18 protein-coding genes are annotated in these 16,249 nt (G+C 65.3%); 2 read left to right on the plus strand and 16 right to left on the minus strand.

What is annotated here, in order from left to right:
- Positions 1-35: 35 nt before the first annotated feature.
- A complete protein-coding gene (locus AAFP35_RS11595) occupies positions 36-1,100 on the plus strand; it encodes an FAD-dependent monooxygenase (protein WP_419221739.1) in 1,065 nt (354 codons plus the stop codon).
- A 62-nt stretch (positions 1,101-1,162) separates the two neighbouring features.
- Here the strand turns inward: AAFP35_RS11595 and AAFP35_RS11600 are convergent, their stop codons facing one another.
- The 14 genes from AAFP35_RS11600 to AAFP35_RS11665 all read right to left on the minus strand — a co-directional run bounded on the left by AAFP35_RS11600 (position 1,163) and on the right by AAFP35_RS11665 (position 13,255).
- Positions 1,163-2,098, minus strand: coding sequence for an NADP-dependent oxidoreductase (locus AAFP35_RS11600; RefSeq protein ID WP_419221740.1), 936 nt, complete (start codon positions 2,096-2,098; stop codon positions 1,163-1,165).
- Between the two features lie 339 nt (positions 2,099-2,437).
- Complete coding sequence (locus AAFP35_RS11605; protein ID WP_419221742.1) at positions 2,438-3,535, minus strand: MSMEG_0565 family glycosyltransferase; 1,098 nt, start codon at positions 3,533-3,535, stop codon at positions 2,438-2,440.
- Between the two features lie 4 nt (positions 3,536-3,539).
- Positions 3,540-4,436, minus strand: a complete 897-nt coding sequence (locus tag AAFP35_RS11610) for a carbon-nitrogen hydrolase family protein (protein ID WP_419221743.1) — start codon at positions 4,434-4,436, stop codon at positions 3,540-3,542.
- Positions 4,437-4,466: 30 nt separating this feature from the next.
- Positions 4,467-5,909: an MSMEG_0567/sll0787 family protein gene (locus AAFP35_RS11615; protein WP_419221744.1), complete on the minus strand. Its 1,443-nt coding sequence runs from the start codon at positions 5,907-5,909 to the stop codon at positions 4,467-4,469.
- A 4-nt stretch (positions 5,910-5,913) separates the two neighbouring features.
- A complete protein-coding gene (locus AAFP35_RS11620) occupies positions 5,914-6,969 on the minus strand; it encodes an MSMEG_0568 family radical SAM protein (RefSeq protein ID WP_419221745.1) in 1,056 nt (351 codons plus the stop codon).
- Positions 6,966-7,112, minus strand: a complete 147-nt coding sequence (locus AAFP35_RS11625) for a hypothetical protein (RefSeq protein ID WP_419221746.1) — start codon at positions 7,110-7,112, stop codon at positions 6,966-6,968. The genes AAFP35_RS11620 and AAFP35_RS11625 overlap by 4 nt, the downstream gene beginning before the upstream one ends.
- 13 nt (positions 7,113-7,125) lie before the next feature.
- Positions 7,126-8,412 (minus strand): MSMEG_0569 family flavin-dependent oxidoreductase, encoded by a 1,287-nt coding sequence (locus tag AAFP35_RS11630; protein ID WP_419221747.1) that lies wholly within the window; start codon positions 8,410-8,412, stop codon positions 7,126-7,128.
- Positions 8,409-8,732, minus strand: a complete 324-nt coding sequence (locus tag AAFP35_RS11635; protein ID WP_419221748.1) for an MSMEG_0570 family nitrogen starvation response protein — start codon at positions 8,730-8,732, stop codon at positions 8,409-8,411. Before AAFP35_RS11635 ends, AAFP35_RS11630 begins: the two co-directional genes overlap by 4 nt.
- Positions 8,725-9,624, minus strand: a complete 900-nt coding sequence (locus tag AAFP35_RS11640) for a carbon-nitrogen hydrolase family protein (RefSeq protein WP_419221749.1) — start codon at positions 9,622-9,624, stop codon at positions 8,725-8,727. Before AAFP35_RS11640 ends, AAFP35_RS11635 begins: the two co-directional genes overlap by 8 nt.
- A 28-nt stretch (positions 9,625-9,652) precedes the next feature.
- Positions 9,653-10,177 carry an MSMEG_0572/Sll0783 family nitrogen starvation response protein gene (locus tag AAFP35_RS11645; RefSeq protein ID WP_419221750.1) on the minus strand — a complete coding sequence of 175 codons (525 nt, stop codon included), beginning with the start codon at positions 10,175-10,177 and terminating at the stop codon, positions 9,653-9,655.
- 405 nt (positions 10,178-10,582) lie between these two features.
- Positions 10,583-12,280 (minus strand): AMP-binding protein, encoded by a 1,698-nt coding sequence (locus AAFP35_RS11650; protein ID WP_419221751.1) that lies wholly within the window; start codon positions 12,278-12,280, stop codon positions 10,583-10,585.
- 78 nt (positions 12,281-12,358) lie between these two features.
- Complete coding sequence (locus AAFP35_RS11655) at positions 12,359-12,607, minus strand: hypothetical protein (RefSeq protein WP_419221752.1); 249 nt, start codon at positions 12,605-12,607, stop codon at positions 12,359-12,361.
- Between the two features lie 4 nt (positions 12,608-12,611).
- Positions 12,612-12,950 (minus strand): TfoX/Sxy family protein, encoded by a 339-nt coding sequence (locus AAFP35_RS11660; RefSeq protein WP_419221753.1) that lies wholly within the window; start codon positions 12,948-12,950, stop codon positions 12,612-12,614.
- A 113-nt stretch (positions 12,951-13,063) separates the two neighbouring features.
- Positions 13,064-13,255 carry a hypothetical protein gene (locus AAFP35_RS11665; protein WP_419221754.1) on the minus strand — a complete coding sequence of 64 codons (192 nt, stop codon included), beginning with the start codon at positions 13,253-13,255 and terminating at the stop codon, positions 13,064-13,066.
- A gap of 311 nt (positions 13,256-13,566) precedes the next feature.
- On the opposite strand from AAFP35_RS11665, the gene AAFP35_RS11670 reads away from it, so the two are divergent.
- Positions 13,567-14,031 (plus strand): hypothetical protein, encoded by a 465-nt coding sequence (locus tag AAFP35_RS11670; protein ID WP_419221755.1) that lies wholly within the window; start codon positions 13,567-13,569, stop codon positions 14,029-14,031.
- Between the two features lie 36 nt (positions 14,032-14,067).
- On the opposite strand, the gene AAFP35_RS11675 is transcribed toward AAFP35_RS11670, so the two are convergent.
- On the minus strand, positions 14,068-14,649 hold the full coding sequence (locus tag AAFP35_RS11675) for a DUF1942 domain-containing protein (RefSeq protein WP_419221756.1): 582 nt from the start codon (positions 14,647-14,649) through the stop codon (positions 14,068-14,070).
- Positions 14,582-16,204 carry a purine-cytosine permease family protein gene (locus AAFP35_RS11680; protein ID WP_419221757.1) on the minus strand — a complete coding sequence of 541 codons (1,623 nt, stop codon included), beginning with the start codon at positions 16,202-16,204 and terminating at the stop codon, positions 14,582-14,584. The genes AAFP35_RS11675 and AAFP35_RS11680 overlap by 68 nt, the downstream gene beginning before the upstream one ends.
- Positions 16,205-16,249: the final 45 nt, after the last annotated feature.

The raw sequence follows: 16,249 nt of genomic DNA on the forward strand, positions 1-16,249 counted from the left end.
CCGGAGGGCTACTACGTTGCGTAGTATCAAGGTTCGTGAGGATTGGAATCGTTGGTGGCGGGTTCGCGGGTCTCGCTGCGGCGATCGCGTTCCGAAGCCAGGGCCATGACGTCACGGTGTTTGAGAAAACGACGGCGCCGTCGACCGGCGGTGGTGCTATTTCGTTGTCCCACAACGCGTTGACGTGCCTGTCGATGCTTGGAGTGCGGAAACACATCTCCACCAGCCGCTGGGCGACAGTACCTGCGACGGTGCGCAACGCCGCCGGCCAGGTGCTGGTCAGCAGTACTCTGCCGAAGCTCACCGGTGGCACCGAGTATGCGACGGTGACGCGAAGGCAGCTACTCGGGTGGCTGAGGCAAAGTTTGCCGACGGACTGTCTTCACTATGCGAGCACCGTGACTCATGTCGATCCGGACGGAACCGTGCAACTCACGAAACACGTCGCCAAATTCGACCTGGTGGTCGGCGCCGACGGTGCACGCGGAATTGTCCGGACCACGGTGTGGCCCACAGCTCCGCCCGCACGGCTTGTCAGCGGCACCAACTGGGCGTGGTTTGTCGACCAAGACCTGCACGAAGGGTTCGGAACGATCTGGGGTCGAACAAGCCAGTTCGGAGTTCTACCCCTCGACGATGGACGTGTCTACATCTATGGAGGTAGTCGGCAGCAGGGTGCTGACCTGTCCTCGTTTCGCGAGTGGCCGACCCCGCTACCGGAACTCATTGCGGCGGCGACGGCCGAAGACATCCTGAACCCACACATTGTCGAGGCCAGGCCACCACACAAACTGGTGCGCGGCAAAGTGGTTCTGATCGGCGATGCCGCGCACGCCATGCAACCGACGTTCGGCCAAGGGGCTGCCCTGGCAATGGAAGACGCTCTGACACTTGCGTACCGCGGAACCGCCGCATTATCACGGCGGCTTCCCCGAATGCTCAGCCTCTACGCAATGTCGAAAGGCGGTGCGCAATTCGCCGCACCGCAGTTCGCGGCGCTGGAAAGAACTCGAGACATCGCGCTACGGCTCACCCCCAACCCCGTGTTCAATGTCATGGCCGGGTCAGCGAGTCGTTGGCGGCCCCCGCCGAACCCGTGAGCCGCCCACTGCGGTTTTCGCCACGAAGGATCTGCGGACGGAGCGAGCTGCGGCGTACGTCGTCAGACGCGGACGACGACCTTGCCGCGCACGTGGCCGGACTGACTGCGCTCGTGGGCAGTTGCTGCGTCGGCCAGCTCGAACACTTCGGCTATCTCCGGCGTCAGGTGCCCGGCCTCCCCGAGCCGGCCGAGCTCGGCGAGGTCCGTGGAGTCGGGGCGCACCCAGACGTACTGTCCACCGAACTCGTCTCGGGCCCGCGCATCGGTGATCGAGGCGACCGTGCCCCCGTCACGTAGAACGTCAGGCACCGAGTCGAGTGCGTCACCGCCCACGTAGTCGAGAACAACGTGAACGCCCGCAGGCTCGAGAGTGCGCACCCGATCGATCAGACCATCTCCATACGTGATGGGTTCGGCACCCAACGTTCTGAGGTAGTCGTGATTGGCTTCCGACGCAGTGCCGATCACGCGTGCACCGAGAGATCGTGCGATCTGAACAGCAAATGATCCGACACCACCCGCAGCGGCATGGACCAGAACCGTGTGACCCGACTGCACGCCCGCCCGGCGAATCGTCTGGTAGGCCGTCAGACCGGCGAGCGGAACGGCCGCCGCCTCCTCGAACGACCATCCAGAAGGCTTGTGCGCGAGTGTGCGCACCGGGGCGGCGACAAACTCGGCCAACGTACCGCCGGCCACCTGTCCACCGACGACGTCTTTGCGTACATAGCCGAACACCTCGTCGCCGACCTGGAACTCGGGCGTGTCCAAACCGGCCTGCTCCACCACACCCGCGACATCCCATCCCGGGACCACCGGGAACACGGTGTCGAGGATCTCGGCGAGATACCCCTCCCGGACCTTCCAGTCCACCGGGTTGACGCTCGACGCGCGAACCCGCACCAGTACTGAGTCGGGACCGACCTTGGGCATGGGTAGCTCGGTGAGCGCAAGGACATCGGAGCCGCCGAAGCGGTCGTAGGTGATTGCTCGCATGCCGGCACCAACAGGTTGAGCGAGCTATTGATTCCAGCGGGGCTCAGCGCCGAGCGATCTGACCAGTCTCCGACACACCAGTGGTATCCGGCAAGAGCGACGGCTCTCCTGGTCATGGCGTCATCAATTGCCACGAAATCTGACGTCGCCCGGGCCCCGCCCTGAATGGCGAGCAGCTGACTGGCGCGTCGGTACCGGGCGGGCTACTCCCTACCTGCGCCCGGTGTACAGAAGCCTTACCGAAACCGATCTCGCCTGATGGGGCGTGGCACAATCTCATCCTCCGCCACGTGTTCGGTCGGTCCCGGACAACGCAGGTGACTACGGAAGGCGGGTCGGTCAGCGTGGGTGAGGGTGGCGGGCGTAGAAGGCGAGGTGAGAGCGGGCGGCGGCGTCCCAGGTGAGCGACCGTGACAGAGCGCTTCCCCGGGTGCGGCGAGCGTGGTCGGGCGTCCGGGCGGCGAGGAGTGCCCCGGCGAGTGAGTCCACGTCGTCGGCGTAGATGACGCTGTCGCCGAACACTTCTCGCAGGATCGGCAGTTCCCGTGCGACGACTGGACGTTCGGCAGCGAGTGCTTCCATTGCGGCCAGACCGAAGCCTTCCTTCGTCGACGGGAACGCGAACACGTCGCAGGCGGCGACCAGCGACGGGAGGTCATCGTCGGCGACGGGGCCGAGCACGATCGGCTCGATGCCGAGAGTGTCGCGGCGCCGGTCGAACTCGGTCCGATACTCCCGATAGTCGAACAACGTCTCCCCGCCGGCGAACACCAGGGACAGTTCGGGTGCGTCGACGCGCATCCGGCCGAAGGCCTCGAGCAGATCGATGCTGCCCTTGCGCGGTTCGATGCCTCCGACGGCGAGCACATACGGCCCGAGCCTCTCGCGCCACCGTCGTCGAGCCGTCACGGCATCATCGGCATCCGACGCCGCTGACGCAAACCGTTGGTGATCAACGCCGTTCGGGATCACATCCGGTTGCAGATCCCATCCGTCGACCACCTCGGCGGCCACCGCTCGGGAGACGCAGATGCGCGCGTACGGGTTCACCACAGCCTTCTCGTGGCACTCCACCAGGATCGGTGTCGTGAACTGGTCGAGGTGATGGATCGTCCGAATACAGGTGCCGACGGCGTTCGCGCTGATGCAGTCCTGTGCGTGGACGATGTCGTAGGCGCTCGGGTCGAATGCCGATCCCAGCGCATCGATGGACCGCACGATGCGCCCGGTGATGGTCTCGTTGGCGAGATCGTCGAACGGCACGAGGCGAAGAGCGACAGCCGCGTCGACATCTCGGAAGAATCCCTCGTCGCCGTCACGCGCGAGACTCCACACGGTGACGTCCGCTCCCGCCCGCGCAAGGGCCTCGGCAAGGTTCAGCGTGTGCACGACACCGCCACGCGGTTTCGTCGAATAGGTCAGCAGCGCGATACGCATCGGCTCACCCACCTGCGGCCGGGTTCTCCCGGACCAATTCCGGTTGCCCTCGGCGCGCATCGGCTTGCTTTCGGCGCGGGTGGTAGGTGTCGTGACGGAGTTCGGCGAGGTGATCGAGAACCCTTCGGGCACGACTGATCTCGGCGTCCACATCGACGATGGCCTTCGCCAGACCGCCCTTGGATCGGGTCGTCGCCAGGATGTCGCCGCCGGGTCCGACGACCTTGGCCTGTCCGAGGAACCTCAACGATCCGGTGACGCCGGTGAGGTTCGACGACACGACGAACACCTGGTTCTCGGCGGCCCGGGCGCAGTCGTAGAGGTCGAAGAGTCGTGATTGGCGGTCCGCCGGGAGGCGGGCGGCCCGATCGGTGACACTGGCCGGCCACGCCGACAGCGCGGCGATGATGCGGGCGCCATCGAGCGCCAGCGTGCGCGCCGATTCGGGAAAGGTCTTGTCGTAGTCGATGAGCATCCCGATCCGGCCGACCGGCGTGTCGAAGGCGTCGAAGGAATCGCCGGCCGCGTAGGCCATCGACTCACCCGCTGGTTGATGGACCTTGCGGTGGGTGCCGAGTACTCCATCGCCGGACAGACATACGGCGGTGTTGTATCGCTCGCCCTGCGCCGCTTCGGTGTAACCGATGCAGACGGTCATGTGCCCGGCGGCGGCGCCGATGGCCGCCAGCTCAGGACCGTGTGGATCCAGGGTCGGCGGCAACTCGGTCGGATCGGGTTTGCGAAGGTCGCCGATGTATCCGCCGATGGACGCGTCCGGGAACACCAGCAGGTCCACACCATCGCGGGACGCGGCCTCGACGATGCCCACGGCCTTGGACACACCTCGTTCCACATCCCGTCCGAAATGCGCTGCGAGAGCTCCGATAGTGACCGCGGTCATGTCATCGAACTCTACTCACCGGGAGCGCCCTCACGCCGCTCCCAAGCCGGTGACGTTCGAGGTCACGGCGACGGTCAGCTCACCGTCCGGCCAACGCAGGCGCACACCCGGTTCGGCCGTCAGCCGGCCACAGGCCGCCGAGGTCGTCGGGCCCGGCACGTTGCCGACGGCCCGCCGATCGGCCATGAGCATCGCGTAGCCGGGAAAACATGTCAGCCACGACCCCATCGCGGCGTCGCACGGGCGTGGGATCGCGGCCACGTCGAGTTCGGCCCCGGTACCCGAGGCCTCGGCGAGCATGCCGAGCGTCCCCGCGATGCCGGCCATGCTGACATCCTTGGCTGCGGCCGGTCGCAGTTCGGCCGGTAACCGTGCCATGCGGGCCAGTTCGTCGGCCGTGCGCGAACTGGTGCTATCCCATTGCCGTCCGTGATATCCCGGTCGCCACGAGCCGCCCAGGTCGGCGATCAGCGACACAGTGTCGCCGACGGCCCCCGCCCCGGCGGGGATCGCGCGTTCGGCATGGCCGAAGGCCGTCACCGACAACGAGGGATGGACCCCGACCTGGGTGTGTCCACCGAGGACCGGGGTATGCCACGCCTGCGCGGCCGACGCGATGCCCCGAACGATGCGGGTGAGGTGCGAGCGGGTGGGGGCGCCGACGGCGTCGAGTACCCCGACGGGACGGGCGCCCATGGCGGTCAGATCATTCATGTTCACCAGGATCGAACACCAGCCGGCCCATTCCGGGTCTCGCTCGACCATCGTCGGGATGATGGCGTCGCAGGCCGCGATCAGCTCTGTTCCCGGGATCGGCACTCCATCGTCACCGCGGAACCCGCTCGGCCCGAGCCCTCCCGGCTGCTCCGAAAATGGGGAGAGAACCTCGGCCAGAATCGATTTCGTAGAGTCGGCGACGCGCTGTATCTGCCTGATCGGCCACAGCATCCGGCGATGATCACGGCCGCGGAGTGTGGGGCCCGCGCCGCGGTCCTGCCAGCCGAGCGATCGGAACATCGGCGCGTAGCGATCCTGGACGGTGGCATCGAACCGGACCACTCCAGCCGATTCGACGTGAGCACACGCCGCGCGCACCAAGGCCGCACCGACGCCCGCGGCGTGCGCCGGGTCGGCCACTACCAGACGGCTCCCCGCCCACCACCCGATGTCGTCGGCGGTGCGGGGCGCCACCCGGACACCTCCGATCACAGTGCCGTCGGGCATGGTCGCCACCAGGACGACGGTGCGCGGATCATCGTCGGTGTCGTCGCGGTCGGTGTGATCGAAAAGCCGCTGTCGTTCGACGAATTCGCCGACCCGTAGGGATCGGTAGGCCGCGAGGAGTTCGTCGTCGTCGGCGATCCGGATGAGGAAGCGCGCCGGCGTGCTCGCCGGGCGCGCCCCAGCGAGGATCGACAGGTCGGTACGGGCAGCACGCAGCTGGTGGACGGGTGTGGTCGTGCCGTCGAGCATCGCCTCAGCCTCCCACGTTCTGCAGGACGCTGCAGGCCCCGCAGGCCGCGCATCCGGCGCGCTGGTCGGAACCGGTCATGCCGATCAGTTGCAGGTGTGTGGCAACCTCCCTGCTGATCTTCTCGACGATGTCGGGCTCGGGCGCCGACGCCCGGTCCACGTCGACAGCGAGTGTCCCCGCATGCGGTCGGAACGGGACGATGAACGGATACACACCCATGTCGGCGAGTTCTCTTGCGCCCCGAATCATCTCGTCGGGGTCCTGGCCGAGTCCGACCAGCAGGTAGGTGGAGACCTGATTGCGTCCGAAGACGCGGACCGACTCTGTCCACGCTGCGCGGTACTCCTCGAGGGGCACCGAGGACTTGCCCGGCATCCATCGGTGACGTACTTCGTCGTCGAGGGACTCGACGTGGATGCCGATCGCTTCGGCGCCGGCGGCGCGGAGCTCGGTGATGGTGGACAGATCGGCCGGCGGTTCGCACTGCACCTGAACGGGCAGCTCCGGGACGGCTTGTTTGACGGCGCGTACGCAACGCGCGAGATGCCGTGCACCGCGGTCCTTACCGGCGGACGTGCCGGTCGTCATCACCATCTGGGTGACGCCATCGAGGTCGACGGCGGCACGGGCGACAGCAGCGAGGTCGTCGGGCTTCTTCACCGCGACCGTCGACCCGGATCGCAACGACTCTTCGATGGAGCAGAATCGGCATCGCTGATCCTCGGCATAGCGGATGCAGGTCTGCAGCACTGTGGTGGCGAGCACGTTCGCGCCGTGTAACTTCGCGATCTTCTCGAATGGGATGCCGTCGTCGGTGGTCAGATCATAGAAGTGCGGTCGACCGATCGTCTCGATCCGGACTCCGGCGTCGATGCCGCCGTAGAGGACACGATCACCGTCGAACACGAAGGGGCTGTCCGGATTTTGCGGGACGGCGGCGTTCAGTCCGTCGATCAGGAGGTGGCCGTCGTCGGTAGGCCCGGCGCCACCGGTCCGATGGACGGGCGGTGTGCCGCGGATGCCGAGGAGGGCGAGGTCGACTCTGGTTGACACACTCACGCGGGAACTCCGTTCGTTCGGATGGTGCGGTGGCCGCGCCCGGCCACCACACGTCGGCGGATCTTGCCCGCACCATTACGGGGAGGACGGCGGGTGACGCAGATGCGATCGGCGATGACCGCGGAGATCGGTCGGTGTGCCATGTCGTGGTCCTCGTCAGTGCCCGGTGGCGAGTGGCAGGTGGGTCTCGCCCAGCGCGGCGACAACGCTGTCGGCGACATGACGGGCATCTCTGTCGATACCGAGGAATCGGCCCGAGCCCCAGGTGTGCATCCACGGCAGTCCGACGAAGCTGAGTCCAGGAACCTGGGTGACGCCGCGTGTCTGCATGGGTCGGCCCGCTCCGTCGAATGCGCTCGCCTCGATCCATCGGTAGTCCGGCCGGAAGCCGATCGCCCACACGATGCTGGTGATGCCCGCTGCGTTGAGATCGAGTTCGGTGGGGTCTGAGTTCGGTTCCCACACCGGCTCGTATCGGCTCGACGGCGGGGCGTCGATGTCGTGCGCCTCGATGTATTCGTCGATGTCGGCGCAGATCGAGTTGTACACCGAGTCCGCCTTGTCGAGCGACGCGGTCAGGGTCGGCGCGAACCGCAGCTTCGAGTCCTTGCCGTCGACGAGTGCGCCGAACAGAGACATGCCCTCGGCGGCGAACTGGCGCAGGTCCACGTCGCGGCCACCGTCGCGGCCCGTGACGTAGTGATTCGTCTTCTCCTGCGCTGCTGTGCCTCCCGGGTACTCCTGCCTCGGTGTGTCATAGACACCCATGTCGGCCAACCAGGTCATGCAGTCGCGCCCGCGGTAGAACCGGGCGACGCGGGGTGCATTGCCGATTGCGAGGTGGACGTCGCGGCCGGCGAGGTGGAGATCCTCGGCGATCTGTGCGCCGGATTGTCCTGACCCGACCACCAGGACTGCGCCGTCGGGAAGCTGGTCGGCGTTGACGTATTGCTCGGAGTGAATCTGCGTGACAGCCGGATCCAGCGACGATGCATATGGCGGGATGATCGGTAGCGGGTAGCCGCCAGTGGCGATGACCACGTGGTCACAGGTGATGGTCTCGATGCCATCCGCACTGTTGAGGGTCAGCGCGAATCCGTTGTCGCCGGTCTGTCGTAGGTTGGTGACGGTGGTGTGTTCGCGGACGGGTGCGGTGAAACTGTCGAGCCAGCCGGCCAGCCACGCGACGACCTCGTCGCGGGTCATGAATCCGTCGGGGTCCGGCCCGTCGTAGGTGTAGCCGGGTAGTCGGCAGTGCCAGTTGGGGGTCACCAGAGTGAAGTTGTCCCACCGGGAGTCGGCCCAGGCGTGGGTCGGTGTCTTCGACTCGATCACGAGGTGGTCGACGCCGGCGTGGCCGAGATACCAGCTGACGCAGAGTCCGGCCTGACCGCCGCCGACGATGACAACCGGATGACGGGTGGGAGTAGGGGTGGCGCTCATGATGTCTCCGGAGCGGTGGAAGGTGTGGGGGCAGGCAGGGATGGATGCATGTCGAGGATCTCGACGATGGAATCGGCTTTGTATCGGGCGGCGGTGTCGGTGATCTCGTCGGCGGTGGCGGCGGCCGATGTGCAGGCGAACCCGAACTTGGTGCGCACACGTTCGGCGGCCTCGTCGAGGGCTGTCGTTGCACGCGAGCGGAAGTCGTCGACCGTGTACCGTCCACCGACGTCGAGGTGATCGTGCATGACCAGGCTGGGCGAGTAATAGTTCTGTACCAGGCCGTCGGGCCACCGCACGGTGAAGGTCATCTCAGGCATGGGACAGGTCTCGCCATGGCGCGGTGTCGGTTGCGGCGAGTTCGGTGAGCACGCCGTACGCGTCGGGCCGTCGGTCGCGGAGGTGGAACATCCCGCCGCGCATCGTGCGGAAGGTGCCCTCGACGTCGACGTCGGCAACGGCCATCCCGCTGTCGAGCAGGGTTGTGTCGAGGATGTTGCCGCCGGGGTCGACGACCTTGGCGTTGCCGACGTACCGAAGTGAACCGAACGTGCCGGATTGATTGGCCGCGACCCAGAAGACCTGGTTGTCGAGTGCGCGTGCGGTGTCGAATAGGTTGAACCGGTACGTCCAGCGGTCATCCTGGAGGTCGTCCGCGGTCGCGGTGCGGGCGGCCGGCCACGCCGACAGACTCGCGATGATCTCTGCGCCGTTCAGCGCCATCACGCGGGCAGCCTCCGGAAACGCCTTGTCGTAACAGATCTGGAGCCCGACCCGTCCGACTGGGGTGTCGAACACGCCATAATCCGAGCCCGACGAGTACGACATGTTTTCGCCTAGTGGCTGATGAACCTTGCGGTAGCTCCCGTAGATGTGGGTGCCGTCGAGCACCGCGGCCGCGTTGTAGCGGGTCTCGCCATCGTCGGCGAGCTCGCAGAATCCGATCGCGATCACCAGGTCACCGATGATCGACTGCACGCGTTGGATTTCCGGACCGTCGAGCCGGATGGCAGGCGGCAAGGATCTCGTCGTGTTCTTGACCGTGTCCCCGTGGTTGCCCAGCGACGACAGATAGCCGCCGATGGCGGCTTCCGGGAAGACCAGGAAGTCCACGCCGCGCCGCCGGGCCTGATCGACGTAGTCGGCGATGGTCTCGTAGTTTTGCTCGAGATCGCGGGTGAAGTTGGCCGCAACCGCAGCGATGGTGGTCATATGGGTCCTCGAGGGGTGTCGGGGTCGGTCACACCATGTAGGTGGAGTTGATGATCGCGCCCTTGCGTGAGTAGTGGATGATCGCGTCCTGCACGTCCAAGGGGTGAGCCGGGATCACACCCTCGATGAGGTCCTCTTCCCTTCCGCCATGCAGAGCGAGGCCGAAGCGGCAGCAGAACACCGTGCCGCCCTCGGAGATGAAGGTCTCCAGCGAGTCGTTGATGTTCTGCTCCCCGGGGAATCCCGAGTCGCCGGTCTTCGGAAACCCTCGGGTGGCAAGACAATTGATGGCGCCTGGCCCGTAGAAGTAGATGGCGGACTCGAATCCCTTTCGCAGAGCCCGTGTCGCTTGAAGAACGGCGACGAACGACACCGATGACTCGTGCGCGATCCCGTGCACCAGGGTGAAATAGGTTTCGCCGTTCTCTGCCTGGTAATCCGGGAAGATCTTGGTCCCGCCGTAGATGTTCGATCCCTTCGGAAGCGAGGGATGCGGGATCTCGGCGAGCGATGCGGCAATGTTGTCGGTGATGGTCTCGTCGAATGAGGACACGTGGTCTCCTGTAATGTCTGCGACGGGTCGAATCCGTCAGCACAGATCAGATGGATGAGGCGACGCTGCCTCAGACAGTGGAGCAGATCTCGGAAGATGTCAGAGAGTAGCCCTGCCCGGCTACGACATTCAGTTCACTCCCGTTGTATTGCACGGTGGTTACCAGCGGAATAATTGAGCGACGGAGCTGGTTAACATGGCCCCGCCCGGACTGCTTGCGCGCGATCATCTGAATAAGCGGACGCCAGCAGAAACGTAGCTCCGGTCGCGATGACCGACACCCGGACGGGTCCAAGGTCGCCGGGCGTTACGCCGAACGGGGCCGCCGCCAGCAGACCAAATCTGCAACAAGCCGCTATCCCGCAACAGTTCGCCAGTCCATCGACGCGATCTGTCTGCGGCGCGTCACCCGATCTGGCGGAGCAATCGAGTTCGGTTGTGGGTCCGGAACTCGCCGATCAGTTCGGTGCGAGCGGTCTGGTCGAACTCGCGGTAGGCCACGGGAGGGCGGCCGACCCACTGCAGGATCCGCTCGTCGGTGCTCCAGCCCTCTTCGCGCAGTTGGGTTTTGATGATCTTGTTGGAACCGGTCATCGGCAGTCCGGCGGAGATGCGGACTAGTCGTGGCGCACCCTTTCGTCCGAGGTCGGCTTGCGCGTTGATGAACTCCGCGAACTCGGCGGCGTCAAAACGCTCGGGATCCGCCACCTCGATGGCGGCCATCAACATGTCGCCCGACCGGGCATCGGGCTGCCCGAATGCCGCTGCCGCGAGTACCTGCGGGTGTCGGCGCAGCACCCGTTCGGTGACGAGTGTCGACGTGTTCTCGCCGTCCACCCTGACCCAATCGCCACGGCGCCCAGCGAAGTACAGGTAACCGGCTTCGTCGATGTATCCGAGGTCGCCGGACCAGTACCAGCCGTTGCGCACCCGCTCGGCGTCGGCGGCCTCGTCCTTGTAGTAGCCCTCGAATTTGGCAGACGCGTACTTGTCCACCATCTCGCCGATCGCCTCCTCGGCGTTGAGTACCAGACCGGTGGCATCCAGCCGGGCGACCGCGCGGTCCTGCATCGTGGTCGGATCGACGATCGCCACGCCCGGGTTGGGCCGGCCGAGTGCACCTTCTGGCGCATCCGCGGCCTTGCCGGCCATCACTCCCCCTTCGCTGGAACCGTAACCTTCGGACAGTGTGGCGCCGAAGCGTTCGGCGAACCGCGCCTGGTCCTCGGGTGACGCCTCGGTACCGAACGCGCGCACGAGAGTGTTGTCGGCGTCGTCGGGGGCTTCGGGGGTGGCGAGGATGTGTGCCACAGCCTTGCCGACGTAGGTGAAAAAGGTGGCGCCGAAGAACCGGATGTCGTCGAGGAATCCGGATGCCGAGAACTTCGGCGTCTGGCAGATCGTCGCACCGTTGGCCAGAGCCGGGAACCACAGGGCCATCAGGGCGTTGCCGTGGAACATCGGCATGCAGCAGTAGTCGACATCGTCGGGCCGATGGCCGAACTTGTCGATCGCCGCGTACGAGACCATCGCCAGCCGGCGCTGACTGCAAATGACCGCCTTGGAGCGTCCGGTGGTGCCCGACGTGAACAAGAGCAGATACAGCGACGACCCGAGCTCGCCACTGGCCGTGGCCAGTTCGCGTGGATCGACGTGCTCGGGCAATGACCGCTGATACGTGGGGTCGTCGATGTTGAGGATGTTGGTCTGCGCGACTCCGGTGTCGAGTGCCGCGACACGCGCCGCCCCGACGGTGTCGGTGACGATGACCTGGCAATCGGTGTGCGCGATCTCCTCGGCCATCGTCGCGTCGTCGCGGGTCGGGTTGATGCCGACGATGGTCGCACCGGTCAACGCGGCCCCGCCGAGCCAGAACGCGAACTCCGGAACGTTGTCGAGCAGGACACCGATATGCGCAGGGCCGTCGGTGAGAAGGGTTTTGCCGAGCGCGCCACGCCGCGCCGCCTCGCGGACGACCTCGTCCCAGGTCCACTGGGCGTCACGAGTGCGCAGTCCGGGCTTCTCATCGCCGAGGCGGTCGAGGAACATCGATGCGATGTCGGCGCGGCGTTGCGAAACATCCAGGGTATCAACGGGTTTCATTCATCATCTCCACATGGGATCGCAGTGCTGTATCCGGGACGTTACCTGAGCAACCGCCGTCTCAGCCGACGCCTCGCATCATCTCGACGTACTGCTGCGGAAGCTGGCCTTCGGTGAGCTTCTCGATGCGCGACGGACCCTGACCGCGTGCGCTGAGGACAATTGGGGCCGGGTGGAGACCGCCAGCACCTGCAGAGGTCGTTCGGTGCCCGACGCCGACGAGCGGTCGAGCCGGTCGAGCCGGTCGAGCCGGTCGAAGAAGCGCACCACCGCCAGCGCGGATTCTGTCACCGCGGAATGAGTGTCGGGCAGTTCGGTCAGCCGCATGGTGCTACTTCGCTTTGGCGGGCAGGGATCGAGTGAACTCTGTGCCGCGGGCCACCCAGTCGGACAACTGTTTGTTGGTGTGGATACCGTCGCAGCCGATGTGTAGCCAGCCGGTCATTTCCCGGCCGCCCATCACCATCGGCTCGGCATGTGTGCGCGAGACCAGCCTCGTGCCGGCGTCGGTGCCGACGCGCACCATCAGCCCGCCGCGACCGCTGGCGGCGACCGCCATGTTCCCGTTGATCAGAAATGCCAGTCCGCCGAACATCTTCTTCTCGGTGATCCCCCGCTGACCACTGAGGCACTCGCGAATACGATCGGCCAGATCCTCGTCGTATGCCATGGCCCTGATTATGCGCCGGAGGGCAGCCGTCGAGGGCCGATCCGCCGTCGCCTGCACGCGGTAATGTCCCGACGGTCGGTGAGTCGTCAACCTCGCGAACGGAGCCGCATATGTCAGGCCGCGGCGAGGATCTCCTTGAGCACGCGCTCCTGGAAACTCCGGGATTGTCGACCCGAGGGAGCGGGCCCGCCGGATCGTGCGGCAATGGACTGTTCGATGATCTCGAACGGCCGATAGTCGGTTTCGAGTATCCAGGTGTGAATCAGCGGCACCCGGCTGACCTCGACGACGCGACGGAAGTCCACAAACGATCGTTGACGAGGCGTGACCTCAGCGATACGATGACATATCTGACAACGTACGTATCCAGAACTGGAGGGTGAAGCTCCTGCATGTTCGGGAGTACGCGTCCGGCCTCCTCGAAGGGCCGTCACTACGGGATGACGAGATGGGATCGCAACGGAGAGCACGCTTCACTCGAACACGCTGTGGCGCTCCATCGCCGGGTTGGCATGCATCGATGGATCGCCGCTAACGAACCGCGGGCCGAAATGTCCGACGTCACGAGCAATTCCAACACGGGGTTGAAGTCCCTCTACAGCATTGGAGCGTCCACATGAATCAGGCACTGGCAGCGAGCCAAGACGGCGCAAGTCCTTCGTCGGATCTGGTCGTCAGCGGGTTGACGGAATTGGCATTCGGCGCACTCACCGGGTGGGTGTATGCAGCGGTCAAGCAGCAGCCGGACGCCGTGCGCAACCTCGGCGTCCGCGCACCTGATCGAATCCGTCAGTGGCATCTGGAATTGATGATGGCCGGGGCTTTCAACGTAGCGTGTGGAATGGCGGTGCCCAACGTTCACCCCAACGCGGCCAAGGCGCTCATCATCGGCTCGTGGATCAATCCGAGTGCCTTTCTGCCGTTGGCATTTCGCCCGGGCATCCGAGACCGACTCACATACCAACTACCTGTCGTAGCTGCACTTGTGGCAACTTCGGTGGGGTACACGAGCATTGCGACCACCGCCCTCCGGAACCGTTTCCCTCGTTCGTGCACGCTGACCCGGGACAGCATGGGATGACTGGATCGATTGGCGCCCAAGGTAGCCCGCAGGCCCTCACGATCCGAACGGAATCGCCGGCTTCGGTGCGGGCTTGACTGCTCGCCAGGTGATCGTCCACTTGGCGAGTTGCTCGCCGAGGGGCGCCTCGTAGATCAACGCCGAAGGACGAGCTCCATGCACGGCAAATGCGACTGCGCCTCTCACCTTCTCCCCAGCCGGGAGATCGCCCGAATGTAGCGTCGTGTTGCCATCGACATAGGTTGGGTCGAATGTGGTGCCGTCCGCGGTTTTTGCAATGAAATACAGGGGGTTGACCGGCATCTCGCCCTTGGTGGCCTCAACAGTGACAGTGACCGTCATCGTTGTGGAGGTCAGGGTGGCGCAGTTCAGAGTGTTGGAGCTGTGAACCGCAGACACGGGCCTGCACGCGATAGTCACCTCGTGCTGGGTGCCGTCGATGGGTCTGAGTGCCGATCGACAGACCCAACATGACGCATCAGACCACAACCCCGCGGGCGCACATGCGGCCAACGGGGTTATGGGCTGACAATGTGCCTTGGGCAGAGGTCTAGCCGGTGCGAAGTGCGGCGGCCTCCCGGTCGGCGGCGCGCTGGAACTCCAGATCGTCGGACGCACACGCGAGGCAGATCGGCTGGTGATCGGCCGAGGGGTCGCGGTCCATCTCGTAGGCGATGTAGCTATCGCCGCAACGGTGGCAGCGCACCCGTGCCTCCCACATGTCGTCGACCTCGTCACGCGGATCGTGGGGGCGATCCATCGTGAACCATCCGTCTCGCCGGAACCTCAGGGCGACACAGTAGATGGCGCCCGCGAGAACGAATGACACCGGGGGCGCCCACACGGCGCCCACCGAACCGCCGGCCGCGACCATTACGATCCCGACCACCGAGGCCACACCCCAGGCGCCGACCCCGGCCGGGTTGAAGGTCGGCACGCGTCCGGGACGGAACTCCAGCGAGTCCGACGGCATCTTGCGCAGCCGCATCCATCCGATGTGTGCCAGCGCGATAGCGACCCATCCGACGATCAACACTCCCTGGTATTGCAGCGACGTGGTGATCCACGAAAGCACATTGGTCAGCATCATCAGATAGACCAGCACCGCGACCACAGCAACCCAGAACGTGCGCGGCATCGAGAACTTGAGTGTGCGAGCAAAGAAATTCTGGAAGTTGGTCGACGACAGGTAGAAGTTTCCGCTGTTGACCCGAGTCTGACTGACGAACACCCACAGGAGTCCCCAGAAACCCATCATGCCGATCACCCCGAGGATCGCGGACTCCTCGGAAAGCGGGCCTGCGATGGCGATCGTCTGCGCCAGGAACATACCGACGGCGGCGTTGATCAGCAGCGTGACAATGTAGAACGGAGTGCCGAAACTGACCTGTGCGTTGAACTTTGCGTCCTGCGGACGGCCGAAGCGGGCATAATCCCAAGCCATCATCGTCACGACCCACACCCCCATGTAGATGACGAACGCGTACCACCATCCCGGTACCCCAAGATCGGCTGCGGATGCCGGTGCGTGGGTGAGCCAGTCATTGCTGTAGCCGTACTTCACGATCGCCCACACGACCGATCCGATCAGCCCGACGACGTAGAGCGGCAGCAGAAGCCCGTTCAGGCGGTCCAACCAGGTGGTCACGCCGCGCCACGCCAGCGGGGCTTGATACGCCACCACGACGAACGACCAGAATGCCATGGGTAACGACCCGAAGTAGGCATGCAGGGCGGAGGCCACGATCGACCCTTCCGCGACCACGTAGTAGGCGATCGTGATGCCGAACAGTGCTGCGGCGAAGGCAGATCCGGCTCGGCCGAACAGCACCCGTGAGAACAGCGAGACACTCGTACCGGTCTCGTTGGCGAACTTGGCGACGATGGCGTTGATCACGCCGTAGACAATCACCGAGAGTCCGATGCCGATCAGCGAGTCGATGGTGCCGACCGCCAGCGCTACCGTGGCGCCGACCACGACGAAGAACATCGCACTCATCAGACCGAACCAGGCCATCGACACCGACGTCCGGGACGAGCGCCAGGACCGCGGCACGATGTGCAGTGAGTAGTCCTCGGCAGCGGCGCGGGCCAGGACGTGCGGGTCGTCGGTAAAGGTGACGTCGAGCGATGGAATCCCACTCGCTCTGGTTGATTGGGCTTCTATGGTCATTACTGTCTCTCTGTGGGTATGAACGCCCAGCGGCGGGCCGATGGC

It is taken from the genome of Gordonia sp. CPCC 206044, from assembly GCF_048537895.1.
Classification (GTDB): domain Bacteria; phylum Actinomycetota; class Actinomycetes; order Mycobacteriales; family Mycobacteriaceae; genus Gordonia.